The 21,807-nt window shown below is 71.2% G+C and carries 15 protein-coding genes and 1 pseudogene; 6 read left to right on the top strand and 10 right to left on the bottom strand.

Translation table 11 applies throughout. The features are described 5' to 3' along the window. Window positions 1-47: 47 nt before the first annotated feature. From ACPT94_RS09830 to ACPT94_RS09820, 3 genes are all read left to right on the top strand, one after another. Entirely contained in the window at window positions 48-1,595 is a 1,548-nt protein-coding gene (locus tag ACPT94_RS09830; RefSeq protein WP_425245712.1) for a sugar ABC transporter ATP-binding protein, read from the top strand. Then, the gene (locus ACPT94_RS09825) at window positions 1,592-2,692 is read left to right on the top strand and encodes an ABC transporter permease (RefSeq protein ID WP_360331450.1); all 1,101 of its coding nucleotides are present in this window, start codon (window positions 1,592-1,594) and stop codon (window positions 2,690-2,692) included. The genes ACPT94_RS09830 and ACPT94_RS09825 overlap by 4 nt, the downstream gene beginning before the upstream one ends. 68 nt (window positions 2,693-2,760) lie before the next feature. Beyond that, complete coding sequence (locus ACPT94_RS09820; protein WP_360331447.1) at window positions 2,761-3,924, top strand: substrate-binding domain-containing protein; 1,164 nt, start codon at window positions 2,761-2,763, stop codon at window positions 3,922-3,924. Here the strand turns inward: ACPT94_RS09820 and ACPT94_RS09815 are convergent. The 7 genes and pseudogenes from ACPT94_RS09815 to ACPT94_RS09785 all read right to left on the bottom strand — a co-directional run bounded on the left by ACPT94_RS09815 (window position 3,866) and on the right by ACPT94_RS09785 (window position 13,910). Then, entirely contained in the window at window positions 3,866-4,957 is a 1,092-nt protein-coding gene (locus tag ACPT94_RS09815) for a PP2C family protein-serine/threonine phosphatase (protein WP_425245653.1), read from the bottom strand. The genes ACPT94_RS09820 and ACPT94_RS09815 overlap by 59 nt on opposite strands. Beyond that, on the bottom strand, window positions 4,954-6,510 hold the full coding sequence (locus tag ACPT94_RS09810) for a GAF domain-containing protein (RefSeq protein WP_425245652.1): 1,557 nt from the start codon (window positions 6,508-6,510) through the stop codon (window positions 4,954-4,956). Before ACPT94_RS09810 ends, ACPT94_RS09815 begins: the two co-directional genes overlap by 4 nt. 430 nt (window positions 6,511-6,940) lie before the next feature. After that, a complete protein-coding gene (locus ACPT94_RS09805; RefSeq protein WP_425245651.1) occupies window positions 6,941-7,387 on the bottom strand; it encodes a PH domain-containing protein in 447 nt (148 codons plus the stop codon). 327 nt (window positions 7,388-7,714) lie between these two features. Beyond that, entirely contained in the window at window positions 7,715-8,077 is a 363-nt protein-coding gene (locus ACPT94_RS09800; RefSeq protein WP_425245650.1) for a hypothetical protein, read from the bottom strand. After that, window positions 8,074-12,839, bottom strand: a pseudogene (locus ACPT94_RS09795) (putative T7SS-secreted protein). The gene ACPT94_RS09800 and the pseudogene ACPT94_RS09795 overlap by 4 nt, the downstream one beginning before the upstream one ends. A 2-nt stretch (window positions 12,840-12,841) precedes the next feature. Next, window positions 12,842-13,498, bottom strand: coding sequence for a hypothetical protein (locus ACPT94_RS09790; RefSeq protein WP_360331429.1), 657 nt, complete (start codon window positions 13,496-13,498; stop codon window positions 12,842-12,844). Next, window positions 13,488-13,910: a hypothetical protein gene (locus tag ACPT94_RS09785; RefSeq protein ID WP_360331426.1), complete on the bottom strand. Its 423-nt coding sequence runs from the start codon at window positions 13,908-13,910 to the stop codon at window positions 13,488-13,490. Before ACPT94_RS09785 ends, ACPT94_RS09790 begins: the two co-directional genes overlap by 11 nt. Window positions 13,911-14,236: 326 nt before the next feature. Between ACPT94_RS09785 and ACPT94_RS09780 the strand changes: the two genes are divergently transcribed. Together ACPT94_RS09780 and ACPT94_RS09775 are read left to right on the top strand one after the other, a co-directional pair. Next, entirely contained in the window at window positions 14,237-15,796 is a 1,560-nt protein-coding gene (locus ACPT94_RS09780) for an SMI1/KNR4 family protein (RefSeq protein WP_425245649.1), read from the top strand. A gap of 297 nt (window positions 15,797-16,093) precedes the next feature. Beyond that, window positions 16,094-16,750 carry a DUF4232 domain-containing protein gene (locus ACPT94_RS09775; RefSeq protein WP_360331420.1) on the top strand — a complete coding sequence of 219 codons (657 nt, stop codon included), beginning with the start codon at window positions 16,094-16,096 and terminating at the stop codon, window positions 16,748-16,750. Between the two features lie 194 nt (window positions 16,751-16,944). On the opposite strand, the gene ACPT94_RS09770 is transcribed toward ACPT94_RS09775, so the two are convergent. Genes ACPT94_RS09770 through ACPT94_RS09760 form a run of 3 tightly spaced genes read right to left on the bottom strand, consistent with a single transcriptional unit; the run spans window position 16,945 to window position 20,908 of the window. Beyond that, window positions 16,945-18,189, bottom strand: a complete 1,245-nt coding sequence (locus ACPT94_RS09770) for a vWA domain-containing protein (protein ID WP_360331418.1) — start codon at window positions 18,187-18,189, stop codon at window positions 16,945-16,947. After that, window positions 18,186-19,448, bottom strand: a complete 1,263-nt coding sequence (locus ACPT94_RS09765; RefSeq protein ID WP_360331415.1) for an AAA family ATPase — start codon at window positions 19,446-19,448, stop codon at window positions 18,186-18,188. The genes ACPT94_RS09770 and ACPT94_RS09765 overlap by 4 nt, the downstream gene beginning before the upstream one ends. A gap of 56 nt (window positions 19,449-19,504) precedes the next feature. Next, window positions 19,505-20,908 (bottom strand): hypothetical protein, encoded by a 1,404-nt coding sequence (locus ACPT94_RS09760; protein ID WP_360331412.1) that lies wholly within the window; start codon window positions 20,906-20,908, stop codon window positions 19,505-19,507. 201 nt (window positions 20,909-21,109) lie between these two features. Here ACPT94_RS09760 and ACPT94_RS09755 point away from each other — a divergent pair, with 201 nt between their 5' ends. Then, window positions 21,110-21,700 carry a PadR family transcriptional regulator gene (locus tag ACPT94_RS09755; protein ID WP_360331409.1) on the top strand — a complete coding sequence of 197 codons (591 nt, stop codon included), beginning with the start codon at window positions 21,110-21,112 and terminating at the stop codon, window positions 21,698-21,700. Window positions 21,701-21,807 lie beyond the last annotated feature (107 nt).

Below are 21,807 nucleotides of genomic sequence, written 5' to 3'. Positions count from 1 at the left end.
CTTGAACGTCGGGAAGAACTCGCCAGGCCAACCTCCCGGAGATGTCCGTGCACGACGCTCCCGACACGTCCGCGAAGGCGGCTGCGCCCTTCGGGACGGAACCCCTGGTACGCATCCGCGGGCTCGGCAAGCGGTTCGGCGGGACCCTCGCGCTGACCGGGGTCGACCTCGACGTCCACGCCGGCAGCGTCCTCGCCCTCCTCGGACCCAACGGGGCCGGGAAGTCCACGCTCATCAAGGTGCTCGCCGGCGTCCACCACGCCGACGCCGGGCACATCACGGTGGGCGGGCACCCCCTCGGGAGCCATGCCGCCACCCGCAGCATGTCCTTCATCCACCAGGACCTCGGGCTCGTGGAATGGATGACGGTCGCCGAGAACATCGCCCTGAGCGCCGGCTATCCGCGCCGCGCCGGACTGATCTCCTGGCGGCGTGCCCGCGAGCGCTGCGGTGACGCCCTGCGGATCGTCGCCGGACATCTCGACCCCGACGTGTCGATCGCCCGGCTCGCCCCGGCCGAGCGTTCGCTGGTCGCCATCGCCCGAGCCCTGGCGGCAGACGCGAAGCTCATCGTCCTCGACGAGCCGACCGCCCGCCTCCCCGCCGCGGACTGCGCCCGGCTGTTCCGCGTTCTGCACGACCTGCGCGACCGCGGGCACGGCATCCTCTACGTCAGCCACCGCCTGGACGAGGTGTACGAGGTAGCCGACGCCTTCGCCGTACTGCGTGACGGCCGCCTCGTCAGCCACGGCTCGCTCGCGGACCACAGCCCCGCGCGTCTGGTGCACGACATCGTCGGCGAGGAACTGCCCGACCACCGCCCGGCCAGGGCTCGGGCCGGCGGCTCGGCCGTGCTGACCCTGGACGGCGTACGGACCACCGGCTCGGGCCCGGTCGGCCTGGAGCTCGGGGGCGGGGAAGTCGTGGGCCTGGTCGGCCTCACGGGTGCCGGACACACGGAACTGGGCCGGGCCCTCGCGGGCTCCCGGACCCTTCTCGACGGGCGGGCCCTTCTCGGCGGCCGGCCGTACCGGCCTCGCACGGTTGCCGACGCCGTCGGCCTCGGGGTCGGGTTCGTGTCCGGCGACCGACTGTGGGAGGGCTGCCTCGCCGAGTTGACCGTACGGGAGAACCTCCTGGCCAATCCCCGCGTGGGAGGCCGGCCGGCGCTGCACTGGATCAGCCCCCGCCGCGAACGCGCCGAGGCCACCACCCTGATCGAACGGTTCTCGGTCCACCCCCGCGACAGCGAGGCCCCCATCGCCACCCTGTCCGGCGGCAACCAGCAGAAAGTCATGATCGGCCGGTGGCTCCGGGTGGGCCTGCGCCTGCTGATCCTCGAGGAACCGACCGCGAGCGTGGACGTGGGCGCCAAGGCCGCGATCCACCGCCTGCTCGACGAGGCGCTGGCCGCAGGCCTCGCGGTCCTGCTCATCTCCAGCGACTTCGAGGAGGTCGCGGGTGTGTGCCGACGCGCCCTGGTCTTCGTCCGCGGCTCCGTGACGGCCGAACTGAGCGGCGCCGCCCTCACGGTGGCAAGGCTGACCCGGGCGGCCTCGGCCGTGCCCCCGTCCGGAACCGGGACGAACCCATGACCGCCCCGCCCTCCCCTTCCGCACCCCGCAGACGACCGCACCGACCGGGCGGACACCTCATCGGCGCCTACGGCCTGCTCGGCCTCACCGCCCTGCTCGTCCTGATCTTCTCCCTCGCCCTGCCCCGCACCTTCCCCACGCTGGACACCGTCGACTCCGTCCTGTCCAACCAGTCGATCCCGGCCGTCCTCGCGCTCGCCGCCATGGTCCCCATCGTGACCGGCGCGTTCGACCTCTCCCTCGGCTACGGCCTCGGCCTGGCACACGTCGCGGTGATGCAGCTCGTCGTCAACAACGGATGGCCCTGGCCGTACGCCTGCCTCGCGGTGATCGCCGGAGGGGCGGTCGTGGGCGTCCTCAACGGTGTCATCGTCGTGTTCGGTCGGATCGACTCCTTCATCGCCACCCTCGGGACCGGCAGCATGATGTACGCCGTGACCGGCTGGATCACCGACGGCGGCCGGATCGTCCCCGGCCCGCAAGGCCTTCCGGCAGCGTTCACGGACCTCTACGACTCCACGTTCCTCGGCCTTCCGGTCCCCGCCTTCTACGTGCTCGGTCTCACGGCCGTTCTCTGGCTGGCGCTGGAGCGGCTGCCCCTCGGCCGGTACCTGTACGTCGTCGGCTCGAACCCGCGTGCGGCCGAGCTCGTCGGCATCCCGACCCGCAGACACACCGTGTACGCGTTCGCCGCGTCGGGGCTGATCGTCGGCTTCGCCGGGGTGCTGCTCGCGGCCCAGCAGCAGATCGGCAATCCGAGCGTCGGCCTCGACTACCTGCTGCCCGCCTTCGTCGGCGCCCTCCTCGGCTCCACGGCGATCAAACCCGGCCGGCCCAACGCCGTCGGCACCGTCGTGGCCGTCGCGGTGCTCGCCGTCGGGCTCACCGGCATCGGCCAGCTGGGCGCCGACTTCTGGACGGTGCCGCTGTTCTACGGAGGCACCCTGCTCGTCGCCGTCGGGCTGGCCGGCTACGCCGCCCGCCGCCGACTGCGCAGCGGCGCCGTCGCGACCCGCGACGCGCCCGCGCCCACCGCTCCGCCCGGGCCACCGTCCTCCCCGACGCAGGACGGTGGTGCGCCAGGCACCACTCCCTGACCCACGCCGCGGGCACCACCTCCGTGCCCCCGCCCCGTCCTCCCGCCCGTCTCACGCAAGGAGTTCCCGTGCACGGCAACCGCAGGGCCACTCCCGGTGTCTCCACGGTCCGGCTCGCCTCCTGCGCCCTGCTGGCGACGGCAACCGTCCTTGCCGGGTGCGAACGCGGTTCCTCGGGCGACGCGGGGGAGTCCAGTACGGGCCCGAGCGGCTGCCCCGCCGTCCATGCCAGGGCCCGGGCCGCCGTCACACAGGCGGAGAAGACCGACATTCCCTGGGGCGGACCGACCAGCGGCCCCGCGGCGGTGTCCGGCAAGACCATCGTCTACGTCGCCCAGACCATGACCAATCCCGGAGTCGCGGGCGCCGCGAACGGGGTGCGGCAGGCCGCGCGGGTCATCGGCTGGAACGTCCGGGTGATCGACGGCGGTGGCACCCCCGCCGGCATCCAGGCGGCGATGAGCGAGGCCGTGGCCCTCAAGCCCGCGGGCATCGTCATCGGCGGGTTCGACCCCAACTCGACGTCGCGGCAGGTCGCGCGGGCCGACGCGGCGGGCATCCCGCTCGTCGGCTGGCACGCGGTCGCGGCTCCCGGGCCCAGCCGGCGGCCCGAGCTCTTCACCAACGTCACCACCCGTGTCGAGGAGGTGGCCGGAATCAGCGCGCGGTGGATCATCTCGCACTCCAACGGCCGGGCCGGGGTCGTGCTCATCACCGACGCCTCGATCCCCTTCGCCCGGAACAAGTCCGAGCTGATCAGGAAGGAGCTCGCCACCTGTCCGGGCGTCAAGCTGCTCGCTTACGAGAACATTCCGATCCCGGACGCGAGCAGCCGCACCCCGCGGGAGATCTCCTCGCTCCTGTCCCGGTTCCGCAGCAGGTGGACCCACTCCGTCGCCATCAACGACCTGTACTTCGCCGACGCCGCCCCCGCCTTCCGCGCGGCCGGCGAGAAAGGCTCGGGGCCGCCCTTCAACATCGGCGCCGGCGACGGCGACCCCTCCGCCTTCCAGCGCATCAACAGCAGGCAGTACCAGGCCGCCACCGTCCCCGAACCGCTGTCCCTGCAGGGCTGGCAGATCGTCGACGAGTTCAACCGCGCCTTCTCCGGCCGTCCCGCCAGCGGGTACACGGCCCCCGTCCACATCACCACGGCCGACAACAGCGAGGGCGTCACGACCTGGGATCCGTCCGGCTACCGGGAGGCGTACCGGAAGATCTGGGGCAAGTGACGGCGGCGTCGCGGACCTGGCCTGGGTGATCGGCCTGGCGGTCGGTCCACACGGCTCTCTTCGACGGCGGGGCGTACTCGCTGAGCAGGAGCGCGATGTCGTCCGCGCGGTCGGCGGACTCGCGGGCATCCTGCAGCAGGCCATCGGCCAGGTCCTCCAGACGACCCCCGCCCCTGCGGGCCAAGGAGGCCCGGAGCCGGTCGATGCCGGAACCGATGTCCGAGCCGCGCCTCTCGATCAGCCCGTCCGTGTACAGGGCCAGGATCGAGCCGGGCACGAGACGCAGCGCGAACTCCGGATAGTAGGCCGCTGTCTCGACGCCCAGCACAGGGCCGCCCGGCGCATCCAGGGTTTCGGCGTGTCCGTCGGGCAGGCGCAGCAGGGGCGGGCAGTGGCCCGCGCGGACGATGCGCACCACCCCGGAGCGGGGGTGCAAACAGGCGTAGCAGCAGCTGGCGAGCAACGTGGGGTCGAGGTCCAGATGGAGCCGGTTGGTGCTGGCGACGACGTCGCTCGGCCGGTGGCCGGCGGTGACGAAGGCCCGCATCGCGCTCCGCAACTGGCCCATGGCGGCGGCCGCTGCGACGTTGTGCCCCTCGACATCCCCGACGATCAGCGAGACCTCGTCGCCGGTGGGGATGACGTCGTACCAGTCGCCGCCGATGTCCATACCCCTGGTGCCCGGCAGATAGCGCCCGGTGACGCGCAGGCCCGGCAGTGTGGGCAGCCGGTGCGGCAGCAGCGCGTCCTGCAGGCCGCGGGCGAGGGCGAACTCCGCGTCGTAGAGTCTGGCGCGCTCGAGGGCTTGGGCGATCAGGCCGCCCAGCGCGGTGAGGAGTCCGCGCTCCTCCTCGGGGAACCGATGGACGTCGTCGAAGCCGAGCATGCAGACGCCGACCGGGCGATTGGCGGCGATCAACGGCAGGAACGCCCACGAGCTGGACTTGCCGACCGGGATGCCGGGGTACGCATCGAGGAGCTGTCGCCGTGACTCGACGAACAGCGGGGCGCCGGAGGCGAGCGCGTCGGTCACGGGCAGCCGGGCATGCAACGGGGTGCCTTCGAACCGGGCGAGAAACGCTTCGAGTAGCCGCGCTGCGCGAACAGGCGCAGGCGCCGCTCCTCCACCACGCCGATCGCCAGCCTCTGGCCGCCGAAAGCGGGTAGCAGCTGCTCGGCGACGACATCGCACACTTCGTGCGCGGTGACCGCGCCGGTGAGGGCGCTGCCCACCTGGAGCACGCGGTACAGGACCCCCAGGCGCGGGGCCGCGGGCGGAGGCGACAGGGAGACGGGCGGTCCCTCCTGCGCCACGGGCGTCCCGGGGCCGGTGCCGGCCGGCACCGGCTGCCTCACGGACGCCGCCCAGCCGGTCATGCCCTGCGTGCCGGGGTGGAGCGAGAAGACGAGCCACTCGTCGGGCGGTCGGCGGACCAGGAAGGAGACGGGTTGCTGGGAGACCACGGCGGCCCGGTAACGGTCCTCGTAGACGGGATCGGCCAGCCAGGGGAGGACGTCCCAGGGGCGCCGGCCGAGCAGTTCGTCCTGACGGGCCCGCAGCAGGTTCTCCAAGCTGTGGTTGGCGTAGGTGACACGTCCGTCCGGAGCGAGCGCGAAGAAGCCGTCCGCGAGTCGCTCGATCGCGGCCACGGCGGCCATGCCGCTCCCCGCGTCCAGTACGGCGCCGAACAGATGGGACGACGCCTGCCGGTCGCCCGGGTTCTCGGGAACCCGACCCCACAGCTCGACAGTGCGGTGCCCCCCGACGCCGTCCCGGAGGCGCAGGCAGTGCGCGAGCACATGGCCTTCCTCGACCGCGGCACGGGCGGCGGAGCGGAAGCCCGGCAGGTCCGCCGGCTCGATCCTGGCCGCCAGGGTGGCCGCCCGTTCGTCGAACTCGCTGGGCGGAATCTCGAAGATCGCACACAGCTCGTCGTCGGCCGTGAGGGCGCCGGTCGCGAGGTTCCAGTCGAACAGGCCCACCCTTGTCACCGGAGCGGAGGGCACGGTGACCATCACCGGAGCCGTCCGGTCGTCGTAGTGTCCGAGCGTCCGGGGGGCGCTCAGCCCGGCGAGGGCGGTGCCGAGACGGTCCGCCGCGGAGCGCAGTTGTCGGCGCTGGGCCCTCGACAGCCCTGACCCGTCAGGCCGGGGTGCCCAGAGCACAGCCATCGCCCCGAAGGTCCGCTCGCCTGCTCTCACGGGCACGGAAGCAGAGCCGAAAGGGTAGGGCGCGGCGACCGAGAGCTGGGGGAAGCGCCGCATGGTCTCCTGCGCGTCGGCCAGGAGGACGGTGCGTCCGGAGCGGTACGCCTCAGCCACCGGGATACGGCTGTGCACCGGGATCCGACGCCATCCGCCGACCAGGGAGGGGGGCGACCCGCACACCGCGGCCAGCACGAGAGAGCGATGGTCGCCGGAGAGCAGGAACACACTTGCGGCATGGGCTCCGGTCGCCTGCACGGCGCTGATGACGGCACTGACCAGTGCGTCGTCGCGCTCGGCCGCTTCGCCGACACCCACGGCGCCGAATGGGTACGAGTTCGATGCCACACCGTTGGCCGACACTTTGGCCTCGATCGCCATGGAGAATTTGTTCCATTTTAGGGCGGTTTACGGCTCGCCGTGGGTGGGTGGCAGGGGGCCGATGTTCCGGCCGGCCTGCCGGTGGTCCGAACGGAGCGGGTCGCCGTGGGCGGGTCAGGCCGGTGGTTCACGACTTCCGCCCGGTCGGCATAGTCCTCGACCAGGTTGCTGTAGCCGTTCTTGGCTGGAATCCTGCCCTCCACCGGGACGGTTTCACCGTTGTCCGCCAGGACGCTGCTTGGCGGTGCGGGCCTACGACCTGACGTCCTCCATGATGCGCGCGGCCGTCGACGACGATGTCCCAGCGGTTCCCCCGTGCCACAGCATCGCCTTGCTCCAGATCGCGGTCGAGCCGCCGCAGTGGTTCACCCCTGACCAGCGGCGTGGGCGTTACGGAGGACGTCTTGCGTTGAAATGACACTCGTGACGCTCATTGGATTTTGAATTCGTGCACTACCACCCAGTAATCGGATTCTTCGACGGAGGCGGCACACAGATGGCGGCCGTCAACCGAAACGGCCACGAACTCGGGCGAACCACTTACCCCGGAGATACGTGACGGGAGGTTCTTGCCGACCGGGTCTTTTACACGCACCCAGCCGACCTCGCTCCCGCCGGGGATGGGCGGGAGGATGAGGAACTCTCCGTTCCCCCCGTAGAGCGAAGCTTGTGAAGCATGGTGATGCCACGCCTCGTCCAGTTCGTCGGCAGCGTGGGGGGCGGAGGCGGGGATTGCGGCGACCGGCTCCACCTCGAATCCGCTGACCGCATAGATGGCGGCGTTCACGGGTGGGCCGTCAGTTGCCGCCTTCCCCGTCACCTCAAGTCCGCAGCGCCCAAGGGTGTCCAGCCACTCCGGTGCCTGCCGGTCCTTCATGATCCCTGACCTTTCACCGGTCTCCACGGCATTCAGTTGCGACTCCGGACAGCCGAGGCTACCGTCGGGCCGTTGCGCCCTTGCATTGCCACACGCGAGCCGCTGTCCCTTTCGAATTACCGGCAATTTCCCCAGTGCGCCGGGTCGGGCGAATAAACGTAACCCGGAGTGTGTCTCAGTTGTTTGTCCCCGTGGCCATCCACTCTGCGATGGGATCTTCACTGTGGCGAACGCTGGCGAGCTCAAACGCGGCTTTTTCCACATCCGCACGGTTCTCGAACGGGTTGCCTTTCTTACCGCGCGGATACGGGGAGTGAAAGCGCTTCCTCATTGGAACAGGAGGCGGTCGCGTACCGACAGGTGGGGCGTCACCTGAATCTCCATGGTCCCCGTGCACTCGCCTGTGCAGAATTCGATGGAAATGTGCTTGGTTGACTCCCCTGAGGTGAAGGAAAGGCGCGTTGCGCTTTCGCGGAAGAAATCCAGCATCTCGGTTCCCCGATCGTTCATCCAGCGGATCCTCACTGACCTTGCCAGTGCATCGTAGGAAAAAATGAGCGAGTGTCCGAAATTATCCTGCAGGGTGAGAATCCGTGCGCCAGTCTCGTCCGAATCCGGCCATTCGCCGATGGTCTCGTAGACCTCTTCGTCGTCGGGGGTGAGGAACTCTCGGTACACGTCCACCTTCACTTTCCACTGTACGGCGGCCAGTGGTCCAGGCTGCCGTGGATGCTTACATTTGGGCCACTGCCGCGGAAGATGACTGTGGAGAGTCTATGTCCGCCGTCCGGCAGAATCTCCCAGGTGCTCTCGACACCAAGTGCTCCGTGCGGGCCGTGAAGGACAGATTCGGTCACGCCGAATTCGCCACTCCCGCCGGGCCACTCCTTGGTAAATGTGCGCCCGAACGGCTGTTGGGCGGCATGTGTCAGATGATCGGTGACGTATTGCCGCATCTCTGGGGTGTCCGGTATGCCGATTCGGTGGAGTTGGAGTTCGTTCTGGAGTGCCCTCGGTGAGTTGTGTGAGTCCGGTTTGATGTCCTTGTTGAACAGGTAGTCGAGCTTTCTGGGATCGATCTCCGCGCTTCCTCCCTTCTCTTGATAGGGAGAAAGGCCCAGTGGATCCGTCCAGGTGTGCGGATTGTGGACATAGGCGGCCGGGTTGGGCGCGGGAGCGAGGCCGAGCGGATCCGGGGTGAGATAGCGGGCCGTGGCGGGGTCATAGTGCCGGAAGAGATTGTAGTGAAGGCCGGTTTCGGGGTCGTGGTACTGGCCGGGAAAGCGGAGGGGTGTGTAGGTGGTGCTGCTCCGGTTCCAGGCGGTGGTGCCCCAGAGAGTGGACCGGGTGCGCCAGGCGATGTCCCCGTTCTCGGTGACCAGTTCGGTCGGGGTGCCGACGAGGTCCGTGACGATGGCGAAGAATCGGCGGTCGATCTCCTGCTGACCGGCGTCGCGGGCGAGGATGCGTTCGGTCTGGGCGAGGGGAGTCGAGCCGCGATGGTCCCAGGTGAGTGCGACGATGTCGGGCAGGTCATGGGAGACGGTCGTCTGTTCGCACAGGACCATGCCGTCCCAGGTGAAGCGGGTTTCCTCCAGGACGGTCTCACCGTCGCCCGCGAGGCGCTGCTTTGCGATGCGCCGGCCCAGTGGGTCGTAACGGTAGTTCCAGAGGCTGCCGTCCGGCGTGACGACCGAGGTGAGGCGGCTCTCGGAGTCCCATGTGTAACGCCAGGTCTCGGGCTTGCGGGACAGGCGGGTCCGCTGCTTGAGGACCACGCGCCCGAGACGGTCGTGTTCGAAGCGGCTGTTGCCAGCACGGGTGATCATGGTGCCGGTGTACGTACGAGGGCCGGTTGTCTCGTGGCCTGGATGCGATGAGGGCCAGGAGGCTTCGGTCTGATTGCCGACGAGGTCGTAGGCGTAGCGTTCGGTCCACCCGTGGGCGTTGACGGCGACGACTCGGCCGACGTTGTCGAGCTCGAACGACCGAGTGCCGGACAACTGATCGACCACGGAGGTGAGGTGACCGTCGGCACGGTAGGTGTACGTACGGCTGTTCAGGGTCTGTCCACCGGCCGCGAGGTGCTGCCCGGAAAGCCTGCCGACTTCGTCCCGGACGGATGACAGAGTCAACGTATCGCCGTAGGAGCGCGATACTTCACTACCCGGTCTGGGGCGTCTTGGGTGATGTCGACCTGAGGGCCCCTCGGGGCCATCCGGTCGAGGCGGCCTGCCACGTCGTAGGCGTACGTGGTGACATGGCCGGTCGGCGTCACGCGTCGAGTCCGGCGGCCGAGTGCGTCGTACCTGTAGGTGATGGCGCTGCCGTCGACGAGTTCGGTTTTGAGCAGGCCGCGCCGGTCGTACTGTCGGATCAGGTCGCCGTGGGGGCCGGAGGCCTGCACGAGGCGTCCCGACGCATCGTAGGCGTAGGTGACGGTCCTGCCTCCAGCGTCCTTTCTGATCATTCGGCCGAGCTGATCGTGCTCCAGGGTGAGGACGCCGCCGAGGGCGTCGGTCCGGGACGTCAGGTGCCCTGCGGCATCGAGACAGTAGCTGAGGGTTCGGCCGTCGAAGTCGGTTTCCGATACAAGGCGGCCCGCCGGGTCGTACTCATAACTCCAGGAGAGACCCTGCGGGTTGGTCACCTGGGTAAGGCGCAGGTCGGCGTCGTGCTCGAATGCGTAGCGGGAGCCGTCCGGTTCGGTGCGGGTGGCGAGGAGGTCGAAGTGGGTGTACTCGAAGCGGGTCACTCCTCCGGCCGGGTCGGTGTGGGTGAGGCAGTTGCCTTCGCCGTCGTAGGTCCATGACTCGGTGGCACCGTCCGGGGCGGTTCGGCAGACGAGATTGCCGTCCGCGTCCCAGACGAAGCGGGTGACTCCGCCGACCGGGTCGGTGATGTGCAGGAATCTGCCGAGGGCGTCGCGTTGCAGTCGGGTGGTCCCGCCGGCCGGGTCGGTGACCTCCGCCGGTAGGCCCGCGCGGTCGCAGACAATCCGCGTCGTGGCGCCGAGGGCGTCGGTGACGGAGGTCAGGCGGCCGTGCTGGTCGTACCCGTAGCGCGAGGTGTGTCCGGCCGGGTCGGTGACCGAGGTGCGGTTGCCGCGCTTGTCGTATGCGTAGGTCGTGCGGTGCCCGTCCGGGCCGATCACCTCCACCGGCAGGCCCAACGGGCCCCGCACGGTGCGCAGCACGCTCCCGTCGGGCCGGGTGGCGGACACCACCCGGCCCTCCTCGTCGTAGGCGTAGGCGGTGGTGCGGCCCAGCGGGTCGGTGCGGGTCAGCAGGTTGCCGTGGGTGTCGTAGGTGAATCGGGTGGTGTGGCCGAGGGGGTCGGTGGTGGCCAGGACGCGGCAGCCCGCACCTATCAGATGGCGGGTCGCGTGCCCCTCGGCCGTGGTGAGTGTGGTGGTGCGGTGGCCCGTCTCGGGGTCGGGTTCGGTGTAGGTGAGGGTGATCTGGATGTGGCCGGCTTCGCCGCCTTCGGCGATGACGCGGTCGCGGTCGTCGTAGACGTAGTCGTAGCGGCGTGCGTTGGAGTCGATCCAGGCGATGACGCGGTGGCGGTCGTCGTAGACGAACGTGGTGGTGGCGCCCGACGGCTTGGTGACGGCGGTGAGGTTGCCGTCCTCGTAGCCGTAGCTCATCAGGGGCAGATCCGCCCCGCCCTCGCCCGCGCCGGCCAGGGACAGGCCGGTGACCAGGCCGTCGGCGACGGACAGCTTCACCTGGTGACCTGCCGAGTGGACGAGGGCCAGTGGCAGGCCGTCCTCGGCGCGGTCGACGGTGACGGTGTGGCCGTTGGGTTCGGTGATGCCGGTGAGCCAGGCGGTTCCGTCGCCGCCCGGTTCGCTGCCGGACGGGGCGGTGAAGTGGCGGGTCAGGCCGGTGTCGGGGTCGGTGACGGTGTAGTCGCCGTCGGTGTCCCGGGCGAGAAGCGTGCGGGCCCTGCCCGATTCCGGTGTGGTGGGCGCGCCGGGGACCGGGTGCGGGTACGGGATCAGAAGTCCCTCGGCGGTGACGTGGAGGACGCCGATGGCGTCGATCTCCAGACGCTCGTCGACGGTGGAGGTCCAGGCGAGCCCCAGGAAGCGGCCGGCCGTGCAGCCCGACTCGGTGCGGCGGGTGAACACCAGCGGCAGGATGCCCGGAATCGCGAGGTCGGTCTGGGGCAGGAACATCCGGCCCGAGGCCAGGTCCACGGGGTCCGTGCCGTCAGTGGTGCGCCCGCCGTCCGGGCGGTTGTGGGTGCCCTCGGGGGCGTCGTCGACCAGCCTGCGCACCCGCGCGGCGTCGGCGGCGTCCTCGGCGATGCGTACGCCCTTCACCGCGGCGCCGCCTCCGCCGGTGGCCACGGTCAGCGCGACGTCGGGAAGCAGCCGGCCGAAGCCCTCGGCCGGGTCCTTCATGAAGTCGCTGATCATCTGCTTGCCGGTGCCGACGGGGTCGTTGGCGGCGACCACCAGCCCCGCGGCCAGGCTGTTCAGCGACGTGGCGTACTCGGCCGGGTGCGTGATGTTGTAAGGGTCCAGGGGGTTGACCGAGCGGACGAAGTTCAGGATGCCGGCCGTGCCCTTGATGACGCCGCCGCCGACATGGTCCCCCATGATCTGCATTTCCTGGACACCGTCGCCCAACTGCTCGGCGTACGAAGGCTTCTCAGGGGCCGTGTCGCGGGCGGCGCGGACCGCGGAGCGCGCGGTCTCCGCCGCCGTGTTCCGCTGCTTGCGGGCCTCGGCGAGGATGTCCTGCGCCTCCTGCATCAGCTTCTTGCCGGGGTCGTCGAACGTCGGGGCGGGGCACGGCGGCAGCGTGGAGAGGTCGCGCTGGTCGGCGGGCTGGGCGTTGTAGCGCTTGACCGCGCTGTTGTAGTCGTCGATCTTCTTGCGGTGGGCGTCGGCGGCGTCCTCGGAGGCTTTGGTGCCCTCCTTCCACTTGTCGATCGCCGTCTGCGCCTGCCCCTGCGCCCAGGTGACCGTGGAGGCGAACGCCTCCAGCGCGGCGGCCGCCTTCTCACAGGCGTCGGCACCGGTGAACCACTTGGGCGGCTGGGTGCCCACGGCGGTCCGCACCGCCTTGGCCGTCTCGCCCTTGAGCTGGGAGGAGTCGAGGCCCTTGAGGCCTTCGCCGGCGTTGTCGAAGGCCGTCTGGAAGGCGCGGAGTTTCTCGGCCGTGGAACGGATCTTGTCCGGGCTGCCGTAGATCAGCTTGGTCTTGTCCTCGGTCTGCCCGAGGTCCATCTCGTCGACCTCGGCGCCCAACCGGTTGGCGACCGAACGGGATTGCTCACGCACCCAGTCCGCGCCGGACTCCCAGCCGACGTCGTCCAGCCGGTCGGCGGTCCAGTTCCCGGCGTCCTCGACCCGGTTGCCGACCCACTCGACGCCGCCCTCGACCGCGTCCTCGACCGAGTCGGGCGTGATGTCACTGATGAAGTCGCCGATACCCATGGTCAGTTCCCCCCGGACTCACCCTGCTGCTGTGCCTGCTGGGCGCGCTCCTGCGGCGACGGGCCGAAGGTGTCGTCCAGCGCCTGGTCCCACTGGTCGTCGGAGATACCGAGCGCGTCCTTGAGCACCTCCGACCGCCGGCCGCCCTCGCCCTCGGTGAGGACGGTGCGGCCGGTGTCCTTCCAGGTCTGCTCGATGTCCTCACCCGCCTTGTCGAACGACTCCGCGCTCCAGTCCGGGTTCAGGTAGTCCGGCGTGAACACCTCACCCCAGTCCTGCTGGGCGATCTCCTCCTCCGAAGCGTGCGGGTTGCCGCCCATCACGGAGTTGACGCCCACCTTCAGCGCGCCCGCCACGTACTGGTCGTGCTCCCACTGGGTGCCCGCCGCCAGGCCGAGCAGGTTCGCGATCGCGCTGGCGTCGCTCACCAGGGCGCGCACGCCCCACTCCCAGCGCTCGCAGAAGTCCTCGAAGTCGACCGAGAGGCCGTGGTGCCCGGCTTCCATCCCGGTCATCGCCAGCTCCGAGAAGCCTTTGCCCATCACCGAACCCGTGGCGCCGCCGAGTTCACCGAGCTGATCGATGGTCGCGCCCACGCCCTGCGTGAACTTCGCAACGGCCGCCTTGCCCAGCCGCAGATCCTGACCGTCACCACTCATGACCGCGCTCCTCCTCCGCCTCACCGGTGGCGACAGCGGCCGCGTCCGGAACGATGCCGGCGACCGGCGGGAAGAACATCGACCCGTCCTCGGTGGCGATGTCGACGGCCAGACCGGCGGGCTCGTTCAACGACGGCACGATCTCATCCACGATGCGCGCGCCCAGCAACGCCGCGTAGTCCACGGGCTGATCACCGGATCCGTGGAGCAGGGCGAACTGTGCCAGCGCGGCCTCGTCGGTGAAAGCGCAGATCCATCGCACCCCGCCCGAACGCGCCGACCACAGACCTCCGTCGGGCGTCGGCAGCAGAAGGACCGAGCGCCGCATCTCACCGACCAGCGCGCGAGGGTCCCCAACTCCCCTTCTCTGCTCGGCGATCCGCTCGGCGAGCGCTGTCCTTGCCTGCTCCACGGCCTTCCTCCCTCGTCATGGGTGACTGATGGCACCGTAGATCAGGACGCGTGCCATGGGAGGGACGGTTCTTGTGAAGGTTCGCCGGGCCGACGGGTCCCCGGGCGACGCGAGTTGCCGGCCGACGTCCCGTCCCGCGGCCTTCGGCCCCCGGGCCGGATGGTGAACCGGTGCGGAGCGGCCCACGGCACCCGGCCGCGCCCAGGACCGGGTCATGCGCCGATCTGCACTGCGCCCGGCTGGAACGTCGGGGCGCCGACAGCCGCTGATGTCAGTGGTGCCTGCCAGCATGGCCGGCGCAGTCCACAGAACGGGAGGAGGGGCACATGGTTGAGCAGGCGGCCCGCCGCATGGCCGAACAGATCGTCACCAAGGCACCGGCCGGCTGGACACGGGCCGTGCTCTCGGGCCGGGCAGGCCATGGCGGAAGCGGAATGACCGGCGGCTACACCGTTCCCGGCACGCGCGCGCCCATGTGGCTGCCCGAGATGCACGACCTGCTGACGGAACTCGCGGGGGCGATACGCGACGACCGTGGCTGGGAGCCCATCAGCTGGGAGATGGACTGCCGGCCCTCCGGGGCGTACCGGCTCGTCACCTTCACGGACGCCGTCGGCCGCGTGACCGGACACGGCGGCGGATACGAGATCGTCCTCGACGCCGGCTTCCGCCTGCCGCAGCCAGGCCTCCGCCAGGAGGCGGGCACCGCCGCCCCGGCCGGCGACCCCGAGCTGGCGGCGGCGAGGTTCCGTGCCTACCTCGAGCGGCGCGCCGCCATCCTCGGAGGCGCCGAGGAACTGCCCCCGCCCGTCACCGTCGCCGCGCTCGACGAGGCCGAACGCCGCATCGGGCGCCCGCTGCCCGCCGACCTGCGGGCGCTGTACCTGATCGCCGACGGGGACGGTATCGGATACCGGCACCGCTACCTGATCCGGAACAACGCCTGGTTGTCCCTGGAGAGCCTGGTCGCCGAGTACACCGACCGGCGCGAGTGGCAGGACCGGCCCTGGTTCGGCTGGGACCTGGAGTGGGAGGCCGTCGTCTTCGAGACCGTCCCCGCCGACACCGTCCGCCGCTGCGGAGGCCACCCCGGATGGATCCGCTTCGCCACCCGTGAGGACGGCAACTACCTGGCCGTCGACATGGACCCCGCCCGCGACGGACGGCCCGGACAGATCATCGTGACCGGCCGCGACTACGACGACGGCCCCGTGTACGTCGCCGACTCCCTCACCTCCCTGCTCCAGGAGCACCTGGAACTGCTGGAACAGGGCTCCTACGAGAAGTACGACGACCACATCTCCCTGCGCCGGCCGGCCAGCGACGCCGTCACCCAGCAGATCATCGGCGACATCCCCGAAGAGGTTCCGCCCACCCTCCAGGCCATCCACATCAACGACGCCACCGGCATCGTCGACCTCGGCCCGCTCAGCGACGCTCCCCGCCTGCGCCGTCTGCACCTCAACCGCTCCACCACCGCCGACCTGACGCCCGTGCGCGACCTGCCCGTCGAGTCCCTCCGCGTCGCCCTCGACGGCGGCGACCTCACCGCGCTCGCGGGCCACCCCCACCTCGCGTCTCTCGACCTGAGCACCACCGCCCCGGCCGATCTCACCCCGCTGCGTACGGCCCCCCACCTGCACGGGCTCGATCTCTCCGGCGCCGACATCGCCGACCTGACCGTTCTCGCCGACCTCCCGAACCTGCGCTACCTCGCCCTCACGCGGCAGCAGTGGACCACATTGCTGGACCAGGGCAGGGTCCCGCCGGCCCTGGCCGCCGTCCGTCTGGCGGGAGACGACGTCACCTTCGACGACGGCCTCGCCCTGGCCGCCCGCCTCGGCCTGGCCACCGACGACGCGCTCCGCGTCACCGGCGGCCTCTGAGCCGCGCGGGAGGCAGATCCATGGACGCCGGGAGCGGGGCGTCAGCCAACTCCGGGACCGTCTCGACGGGCAAAGGCGTCGGGAGGGAAGGAACTGCGGTAACCGAGCTGTCCCTCCGGGTGGCAGAAGCGGATGCGGGCCTCGGCTTTCGGGCTTCCGACCCGTTGCTGCCTGACGTGCAGCGGGTCGGCCACTGTCGTGGATTCGGCAAGACGCCGTCACAGAGCTGTGAAACTCCTGCGGGACCTTGTACTTGATCAGCGCACTTGACGCTTCTCATTCGGGGGGAACATCACCATGAGTACTGTTCGCAGAGCCGTCGTCGTCCTCGCCGTCGTATCCGGTCTGGCCCTTACCGCCTGTGGCCCCGCCGAGGACGACGCGGCGGGCGGGGCCGAGAAGCCGACCGTCGGCGCGACGGAGTCTGTGACGCCGTCGAAGCCGACGAAGCCGACGAAGCCGACGACGCCGTCGGCGTCCGTGGATCAGGGCTCGGCGGGCGGCGGGGACGGCGCGTCGCCCGCTTCCGACCCCGACTACGACGTCTTTCCCTGCAGCACCTTCGACGTGAAGTTCACTGCGACCCCGGCGGAGCCGACGACCAGCAGTTACCTGCTGAAGATCAGCAACAAGGGGACCAAGGCGTGCAAGGTGCTGGGCCACCCGGTCGTGACCTTCGGCGATCTGGACGGGCAGGCCACGGAGCGAGGCGAGGCACCCGGTCTGGAAGACGCGATCAGGCTGGAACCGGGCGAGTCGGCATACGCCGGGCTCATGGGCGGTGCCAACGACGGCACGGGGAAGACCGTCGACTCGATCGCGATGACCATGAACACCGAGTCCGATCTGGAGCAGACGCCACTCAAGGCGTCGACTCCCGGCCTGTACGTCTCGCCCGACAAGAACTCCGTGACTGCGTGGGTGGGCAACGCGGAGGACGCGCTCAGCCTGTAGCCGCGACGGCGGGGCGGAAGAGGAACTCGGACCGGAGCACCACCATCGCCCCCTCCACCTGGGATCCTAACGCACCGTCACCTCTGCCGTGACCTGATCCGCCGGACAGGCCATGGCTCTGAGACCGACGGCGAAGGGGGCTCACCGGGCTGGCAGAATTCACCGAGCAGCCGCTGTCGACCCCGGCGCCCCTCTCAGCCGCCGATCTCCACCACGCGAGCCCAGGCGGGCGGCCGGTCCGGAACGTAGTCGGGGTTGTCCTCGCGCCACGGCCGGCCGGCAGTCCCGCCGGGGAACAGGCCCACGACCGTCCGGCACGCCGGTCGGGTGTCCGGCCAGGGCGTGTACCCGTCGGTGAGGACCACGACGACGTCCGGACCCGGCCGCGTGCGGAGCGCCCTGGCGAAGCCCGTACGCAGATCCGTGCCGCCCCCGCCGAGCAGCGGGATCCCCTCGCCCCGGCACAGCGGGTGCACGAACTGGGCCGCCGCGTCGCACGGCACCACGGTCACCAGGTCGCGTCGGCCGCCCACGGCGCGGGAGATCGCGGCGACCTCGAGGATCGCGCTGCCCAGTTCGGCGTCGCTGACCGAGCCGGACGTGTCGATGACCACGCAGACTCGCGGCGGTCTGCGCCGAAGGCTCGGGAGCACGGCTCCGGGCACTCCGGCCGAGCGCCGGGCGGGCCGGCCGTAGCTGTAGTCCTCGCCCGCGCCGGGGCCGGAGGTGGCCGAGCGGACCGCCGCTCCCAGCAACTCCCGCCACGGCTGCGGCGGGTGGAACGCCTCCTCCGCCCACCGCTGCCAGCCCTTCGGGCTGTTCCCCGGCCGGGCGTTGATGCCCTGCGCCACCCGGAACCGGACCCCGTCGCGTTCCTGCTCGCTCAGACCGTGCGCGCCGTCCGGTCCGAGGTCCCACTCCCGGTCCCCTCCGTCGGCGCCGCTGCCGCAGTCCAGCCAGGAGAGGTCCTGCGTATGCTGCCCGAGCCGGAACTGGCGCAGGTAGTCCTCCATGAGCCCCCCTGCGTCCAGCCCCAGGGACGACGGCTGGACGGCGCCTTCGGGCCGTACCAGCCCCTCACCGAACACGTCGTCGTTGATCTCGAGGTCCGCGGCGATGTTCATCCGCAGCCGTTCCCCGGGGCCGGTCAGCCCGCGCTCCCGCGCGACCCGGTCACTGCGCCCGTGATGGTCGCGCAGCAGGTGCGACACCTCGTGCACCCAGACGCCGGCCAGGTCCTCGACCGGTGTCCGGTCCACGAACGCCGGCGAGACGTAGCACCGCCAGTGCCGGTCGACGGCCATCGTCGGAACGGCCCTCGATTCCACGGGGTGCAGGGCGAACAGCGCCGTCGCCAGGTAGGGCCGGACCCGGGCCGCGTGGAGGCGGGCGGCGAGAAGTTTGTCGAGGTCCAGTGTCCCCGGTGCGTCCCTGCTCATCGTCCGGCCTTCGTGGCGACCGCGGACCGGGCCGCCGCGTGGTCCGCCCGCCGGGACAGCGACACTACTCCGGCGAGCCGCTCGATCGCCGCCGGAACGTCCCAGTCCTCCCGGCGCAGGGACGCGAGGGTGTTGGCGGGAACGACGACCAGGTCCGCGGCTCCCGTCTCCACCGCCCGGACCAGCAGCGCCCACGCCGCGTCCCAGCGGGACCTGTCGGGGCGCTTGCGGACCGCCTCCACCACGCCGTCGAGCACCGCCTGGCGCAGATCCCCCCGCTCGGGCAGGTCGGCAGCCGCAGGGTCGGCGAGCAGCACCTCGGGGTCCGGCAGGTCCATCCGGTCCAGGCAGGCCAGCAGCTCCAGCCCGGGACCGTCGCCCACGGTGCCCCGGACCAGCGAGGACAGCACGTCCCTCGAGGAGCCGGCCGCGGTCGCGAAGGCGATCAGACACAGCGTCATCTCCCAGCTCCGGGGCGACGGCCAGGGTCCGCCCCGGCGGGCCTCACTGCTGGGCAGGCGGTGCACGAGCCCGGGCCGGGCGGCGAGCAGCCCGCACACCGCGCGCCGGGCGAAGTCCACGGCCTCCGGCAACCTCCCGGGGTCGAGCCGGGGCAGGGTGGCCCGGGGCCAGGTCCCGCCGAGGCCGCGTACGACGACGTCATGGTCGTGGGTCCACTGGAGATGGACGAACCGGTTGGCCAGGGGCGGGCTCAGCTCCCAGCCGTCGGCCGCCGAGGACCGCGGATTGGCGGCGGCCACGATCCGCACGCCGGGCGGCAGTTGCAGGGAGCCGATCCGCCGTTCCAGTACGAGCCGGAGCAGCGCGGCCTGAACGGCCGGCGGTGCCGTGGACAGCTCGTCCAGGAACAACAGCCCCCGTCCGGCCCGTACGAGCCGCACGGCCCAGTCCGGCGGGGCCATCGGGACACCCTGCTGCGCGGGATCGTCCCCGACGATGGGCAGCCCGGAGAAGTCGGACGGCTCGTGCACGCTGGCGATGACCGTGGTCAGCGGAAGCTCCAGGGCCGCGGCGAGCTGGGTCAGGGCCGCGGTCTTGCCGATCCCCGGCTCGCCCCACAGCAGCACGGGCAGGTCGGCGGCCACGGCCAGCGTCAGGGCCTCCAGCTGGGTGTCGGGACGCGGTTCGGTCGTGGTGTCGCGCAGCAGGGTCAACAGGTCCCCGGCCACGTCGAGTTGTGACGCGTGAGTCGGGTGGGAGGGGGCGTCGGTGGCAGTGGACGGGGCGCACGTGGGCATGGTGATCACCTGAGGGTTCGTGAGGAGGCGAAGGAAGTGGGGGACAGGGTCCCGGGTCAGTGGGAGGCCGCGTGGCGTGGGCGGGAGCGGTCGTCACGGGTGCGGCGACGACTGTCGACGTCCACGGGGAAGCGGTCGGGGCGGGGACCGGACAGGCCTGCCCGGTACAGGCCGTAGGTGATCCGCCGCCGCGCGGCCGTTTCCAGTTCGTCGCGCAGGGCGCCGTCGCGCAGCAGCGCGTCGGGGCCCAGCAGGCCTTCGACGACGGCCAGTGCACCGGCGATGTCGCCATGGTCCAACCGTTCGCGGACGCCGCTGAGGCAGTCCGGGCGACGGTGGGCCTCGTCGATCGCCTGCAGGCAGGGAAGCGGAGTGCCGCTCAGCGCGGCCAGCAGTTCCTCCCGCCGGATCTCGGCCGGGTCGTGGTCCAGCGGGGCCAGTACCCCGTCGACCAGGCCGATCCGGTGCCGCGCCCCTCGGCAGTCCACGAGGCGCGGTTGTCCCGCCCCGCGCGGGTTCCGAGGGGGGCCGGCGGACGGCGCATACCCGGGTACGAGTGCCGAGGCGACCAGTGGATGCAGCCGGTCGGCCTCGATCGCCCCGGCGCGGAGCAGTTCCAGGTCGGGAAGCGTCCAGGTCGCCGCGTCGGGAAGCACCGGCAGCGCGGAGGCGCCGCCCTGCGCCGAGGCCGCAGCCCTGCGCAAGGCGGGCGGCCCGGGCCCGTCCGTGACCAGGTCCAGGACCAGCCGATGCCGGCCGCCGAACCGTACGACGACGGAACGGGTGGGCCATCGTCCGGCATCGAGCAGAAGCTCCGCCTCGGCCGCCCACCGGTCGACGGCACAGCTGTGTCCGGGCGGCACCATGCCCAGCAGGTCCGGATCCGTCACGAGGTGGCCGGCCGGCTGACCGGCCCCGGAGCGGGTCCGCAGCTCGTCGGCCCTGCGCGCGTCCCACAGATGGCGGTGCAGGTCGAGGCGGAACCGCCGGCTGGGACGGGGATGCGGATGCCCCCGGGCGCCGCCCCCGGCGACGGATCCGTCCCACAGCGCGAGGCTGATCCGCTGACCGGCGTCCGCCCACGCCGGCGGAGTCCGGACCACGAGGTGGAGGGGACGGTCGTCGTCCCGTCCCGCGGTCCCGTACCGGGCCAGCGTGATGGTCAGCCCCGGGCGCAGCAGCCCGTCAGGAGCGATCCTGGGCAGATGCCAGCGCAACAGGTCGGGCGCCAGACGACGGAGGTCGGCCCGGACTCGGGAGGCGAGTTCCCGGCCGTGGGTGCGCGTCAGAGCGCGCGGACTGAGATCGACATCGATACCCGCGGCGGCGCACGCCCCGGCCCAGTCGCCGGTGAGGCGGCGGGCGGTCGCGGTCTCGATCATGGAGGGCGGTACGGCGAACTCGCGTACGCGCGACCAGAAGGAAAGGCGGGAATCCCCGTTCGCGATGTGAGTGGGCATCAGCACTCACCTTGCGCGGACGGGACCCCCAATCTGCCGGCAGAGTGAGTAGTCATCGCGGGGATCGTAGGGGATCTTCATACTGGCCCGCCAGTGGTTTTCAGCCCGAACGGATCAGCCTCCCGGCCCTGGGGATCACCCAGCCGGACAGTCGCGCCCTTGAGTAGTCAACAAAGTGCCCAAAAGTGCTAGATTCGCCGAATGGCTCTGCGCAACGCGGTGATGGCCGCTCTCCTGGAGGGCGAGGCGTCCGGGTACGACCTCGCGAAGGGCTTCGAGGCCTCCGTCGCCAACTTCTGGATGGCCACCCCGCAGCAGATCTACCGGGAACTGGACCGCATGGAGGGCGAGGGCCTCGTCTCCGCCCGGGTCGTGCAGCAGGAGCGTCGGCCCAACAAGCGGCTCTTCTCGCTCACCGACGCCGGGCTGGACGTCCTGCGCGACCATGTCACCGGCGCCCCCGCGAAGCCGCTCGCCATCAGGGACGAGTTGATGGTCAAGCTCCAGTGCGTCGACATCGCCGACACCCGCGGCATCGAGGAGGTGCGGGCCGCCGTCGAGGAGCGCATGGCACGGTCCGCCGCCAAGCTGGCGCGTTACCAGCGTCTCCAGGAACGGCTGCTCGCGGGGCGGACCGAGGACGCCTACCTGGCCACGGCCGAACGCGTCGGCCCCTACCTCACCCTGCTGGGCGGGATGGCCCTCGAGCGGGCGAACCTCCAGTGGGGCGAGGCCGTCCTGCGGCGGCTCGCCCAACGCGCCGCGGTGCTCGTCGGATCCGGTGAGGACTGACCCACACCTCGACCGTTCGGCCCGTGGGGGGGCGGGGCCCGCCCGGGGCCCGCCCCCCACCGGCGGGGTGCGGGGGGGGCCGCCAACCCATCACGTGGACCCCGCCC

Source organism: Streptomyces aurantiaciflavus, from assembly GCF_049808595.1.
In the GTDB taxonomy this organism is placed as follows: Bacteria; Actinomycetota; Actinomycetes; order Streptomycetales; family Streptomycetaceae; genus Streptomyces.
This window is presented reverse-complemented; position numbering and strand designations above follow the sequence as displayed.

Coding starts and splice junctions, on each gene's coding strand:
- ACPT94_RS09825 (WP_360331450.1), top strand. CDS start 1,592: ATGACCGCCCCGCCCTCCCCTTCCGCACCCCGCAGACGACCGCACCGA.
- ACPT94_RS09810 (WP_425245652.1), bottom strand. CDS start 6,510: ATGGCGATCGAGGCCAAAGTGTCGGCCAACGGTGTGGCATCGAACTCG.
- ACPT94_RS09805 (WP_425245651.1), bottom strand. CDS start 7,387: ATGAAGGACCGGCAGGCACCGGAGTGGCTGGACACCCTTGGGCGCTGC.
- ACPT94_RS09790 (WP_360331429.1), bottom strand. CDS start 13,498: ATGAGTGGTGACGGTCAGGATCTGCGGCTGGGCAAGGCGGCCGTTGCG.
- ACPT94_RS09780 (WP_425245649.1), top strand. CDS start 14,237: ATGGTTGAGCAGGCGGCCCGCCGCATGGCCGAACAGATCGTCACCAAG.
- ACPT94_RS09775 (WP_360331420.1), top strand. CDS start 16,094: ATGAGTACTGTTCGCAGAGCCGTCGTCGTCCTCGCCGTCGTATCCGGT.
- ACPT94_RS09770 (WP_360331418.1), bottom strand. CDS start 18,189: ATGAGCAGGGACGCACCGGGGACACTGGACCTCGACAAACTTCTCGCC.
- ACPT94_RS09765 (WP_360331415.1), bottom strand. CDS start 19,448: ATGCCCACGTGCGCCCCGTCCACTGCCACCGACGCCCCCTCCCACCCG.
- ACPT94_RS09760 (WP_360331412.1), bottom strand. CDS start 20,908: ATGCCCACTCACATCGCGAACGGGGATTCCCGCCTTTCCTTCTGGTCG.
- ACPT94_RS09755 (WP_360331409.1), top strand. CDS start 21,110: ATGGCTCTGCGCAACGCGGTGATGGCCGCTCTCCTGGAGGGCGAGGCG.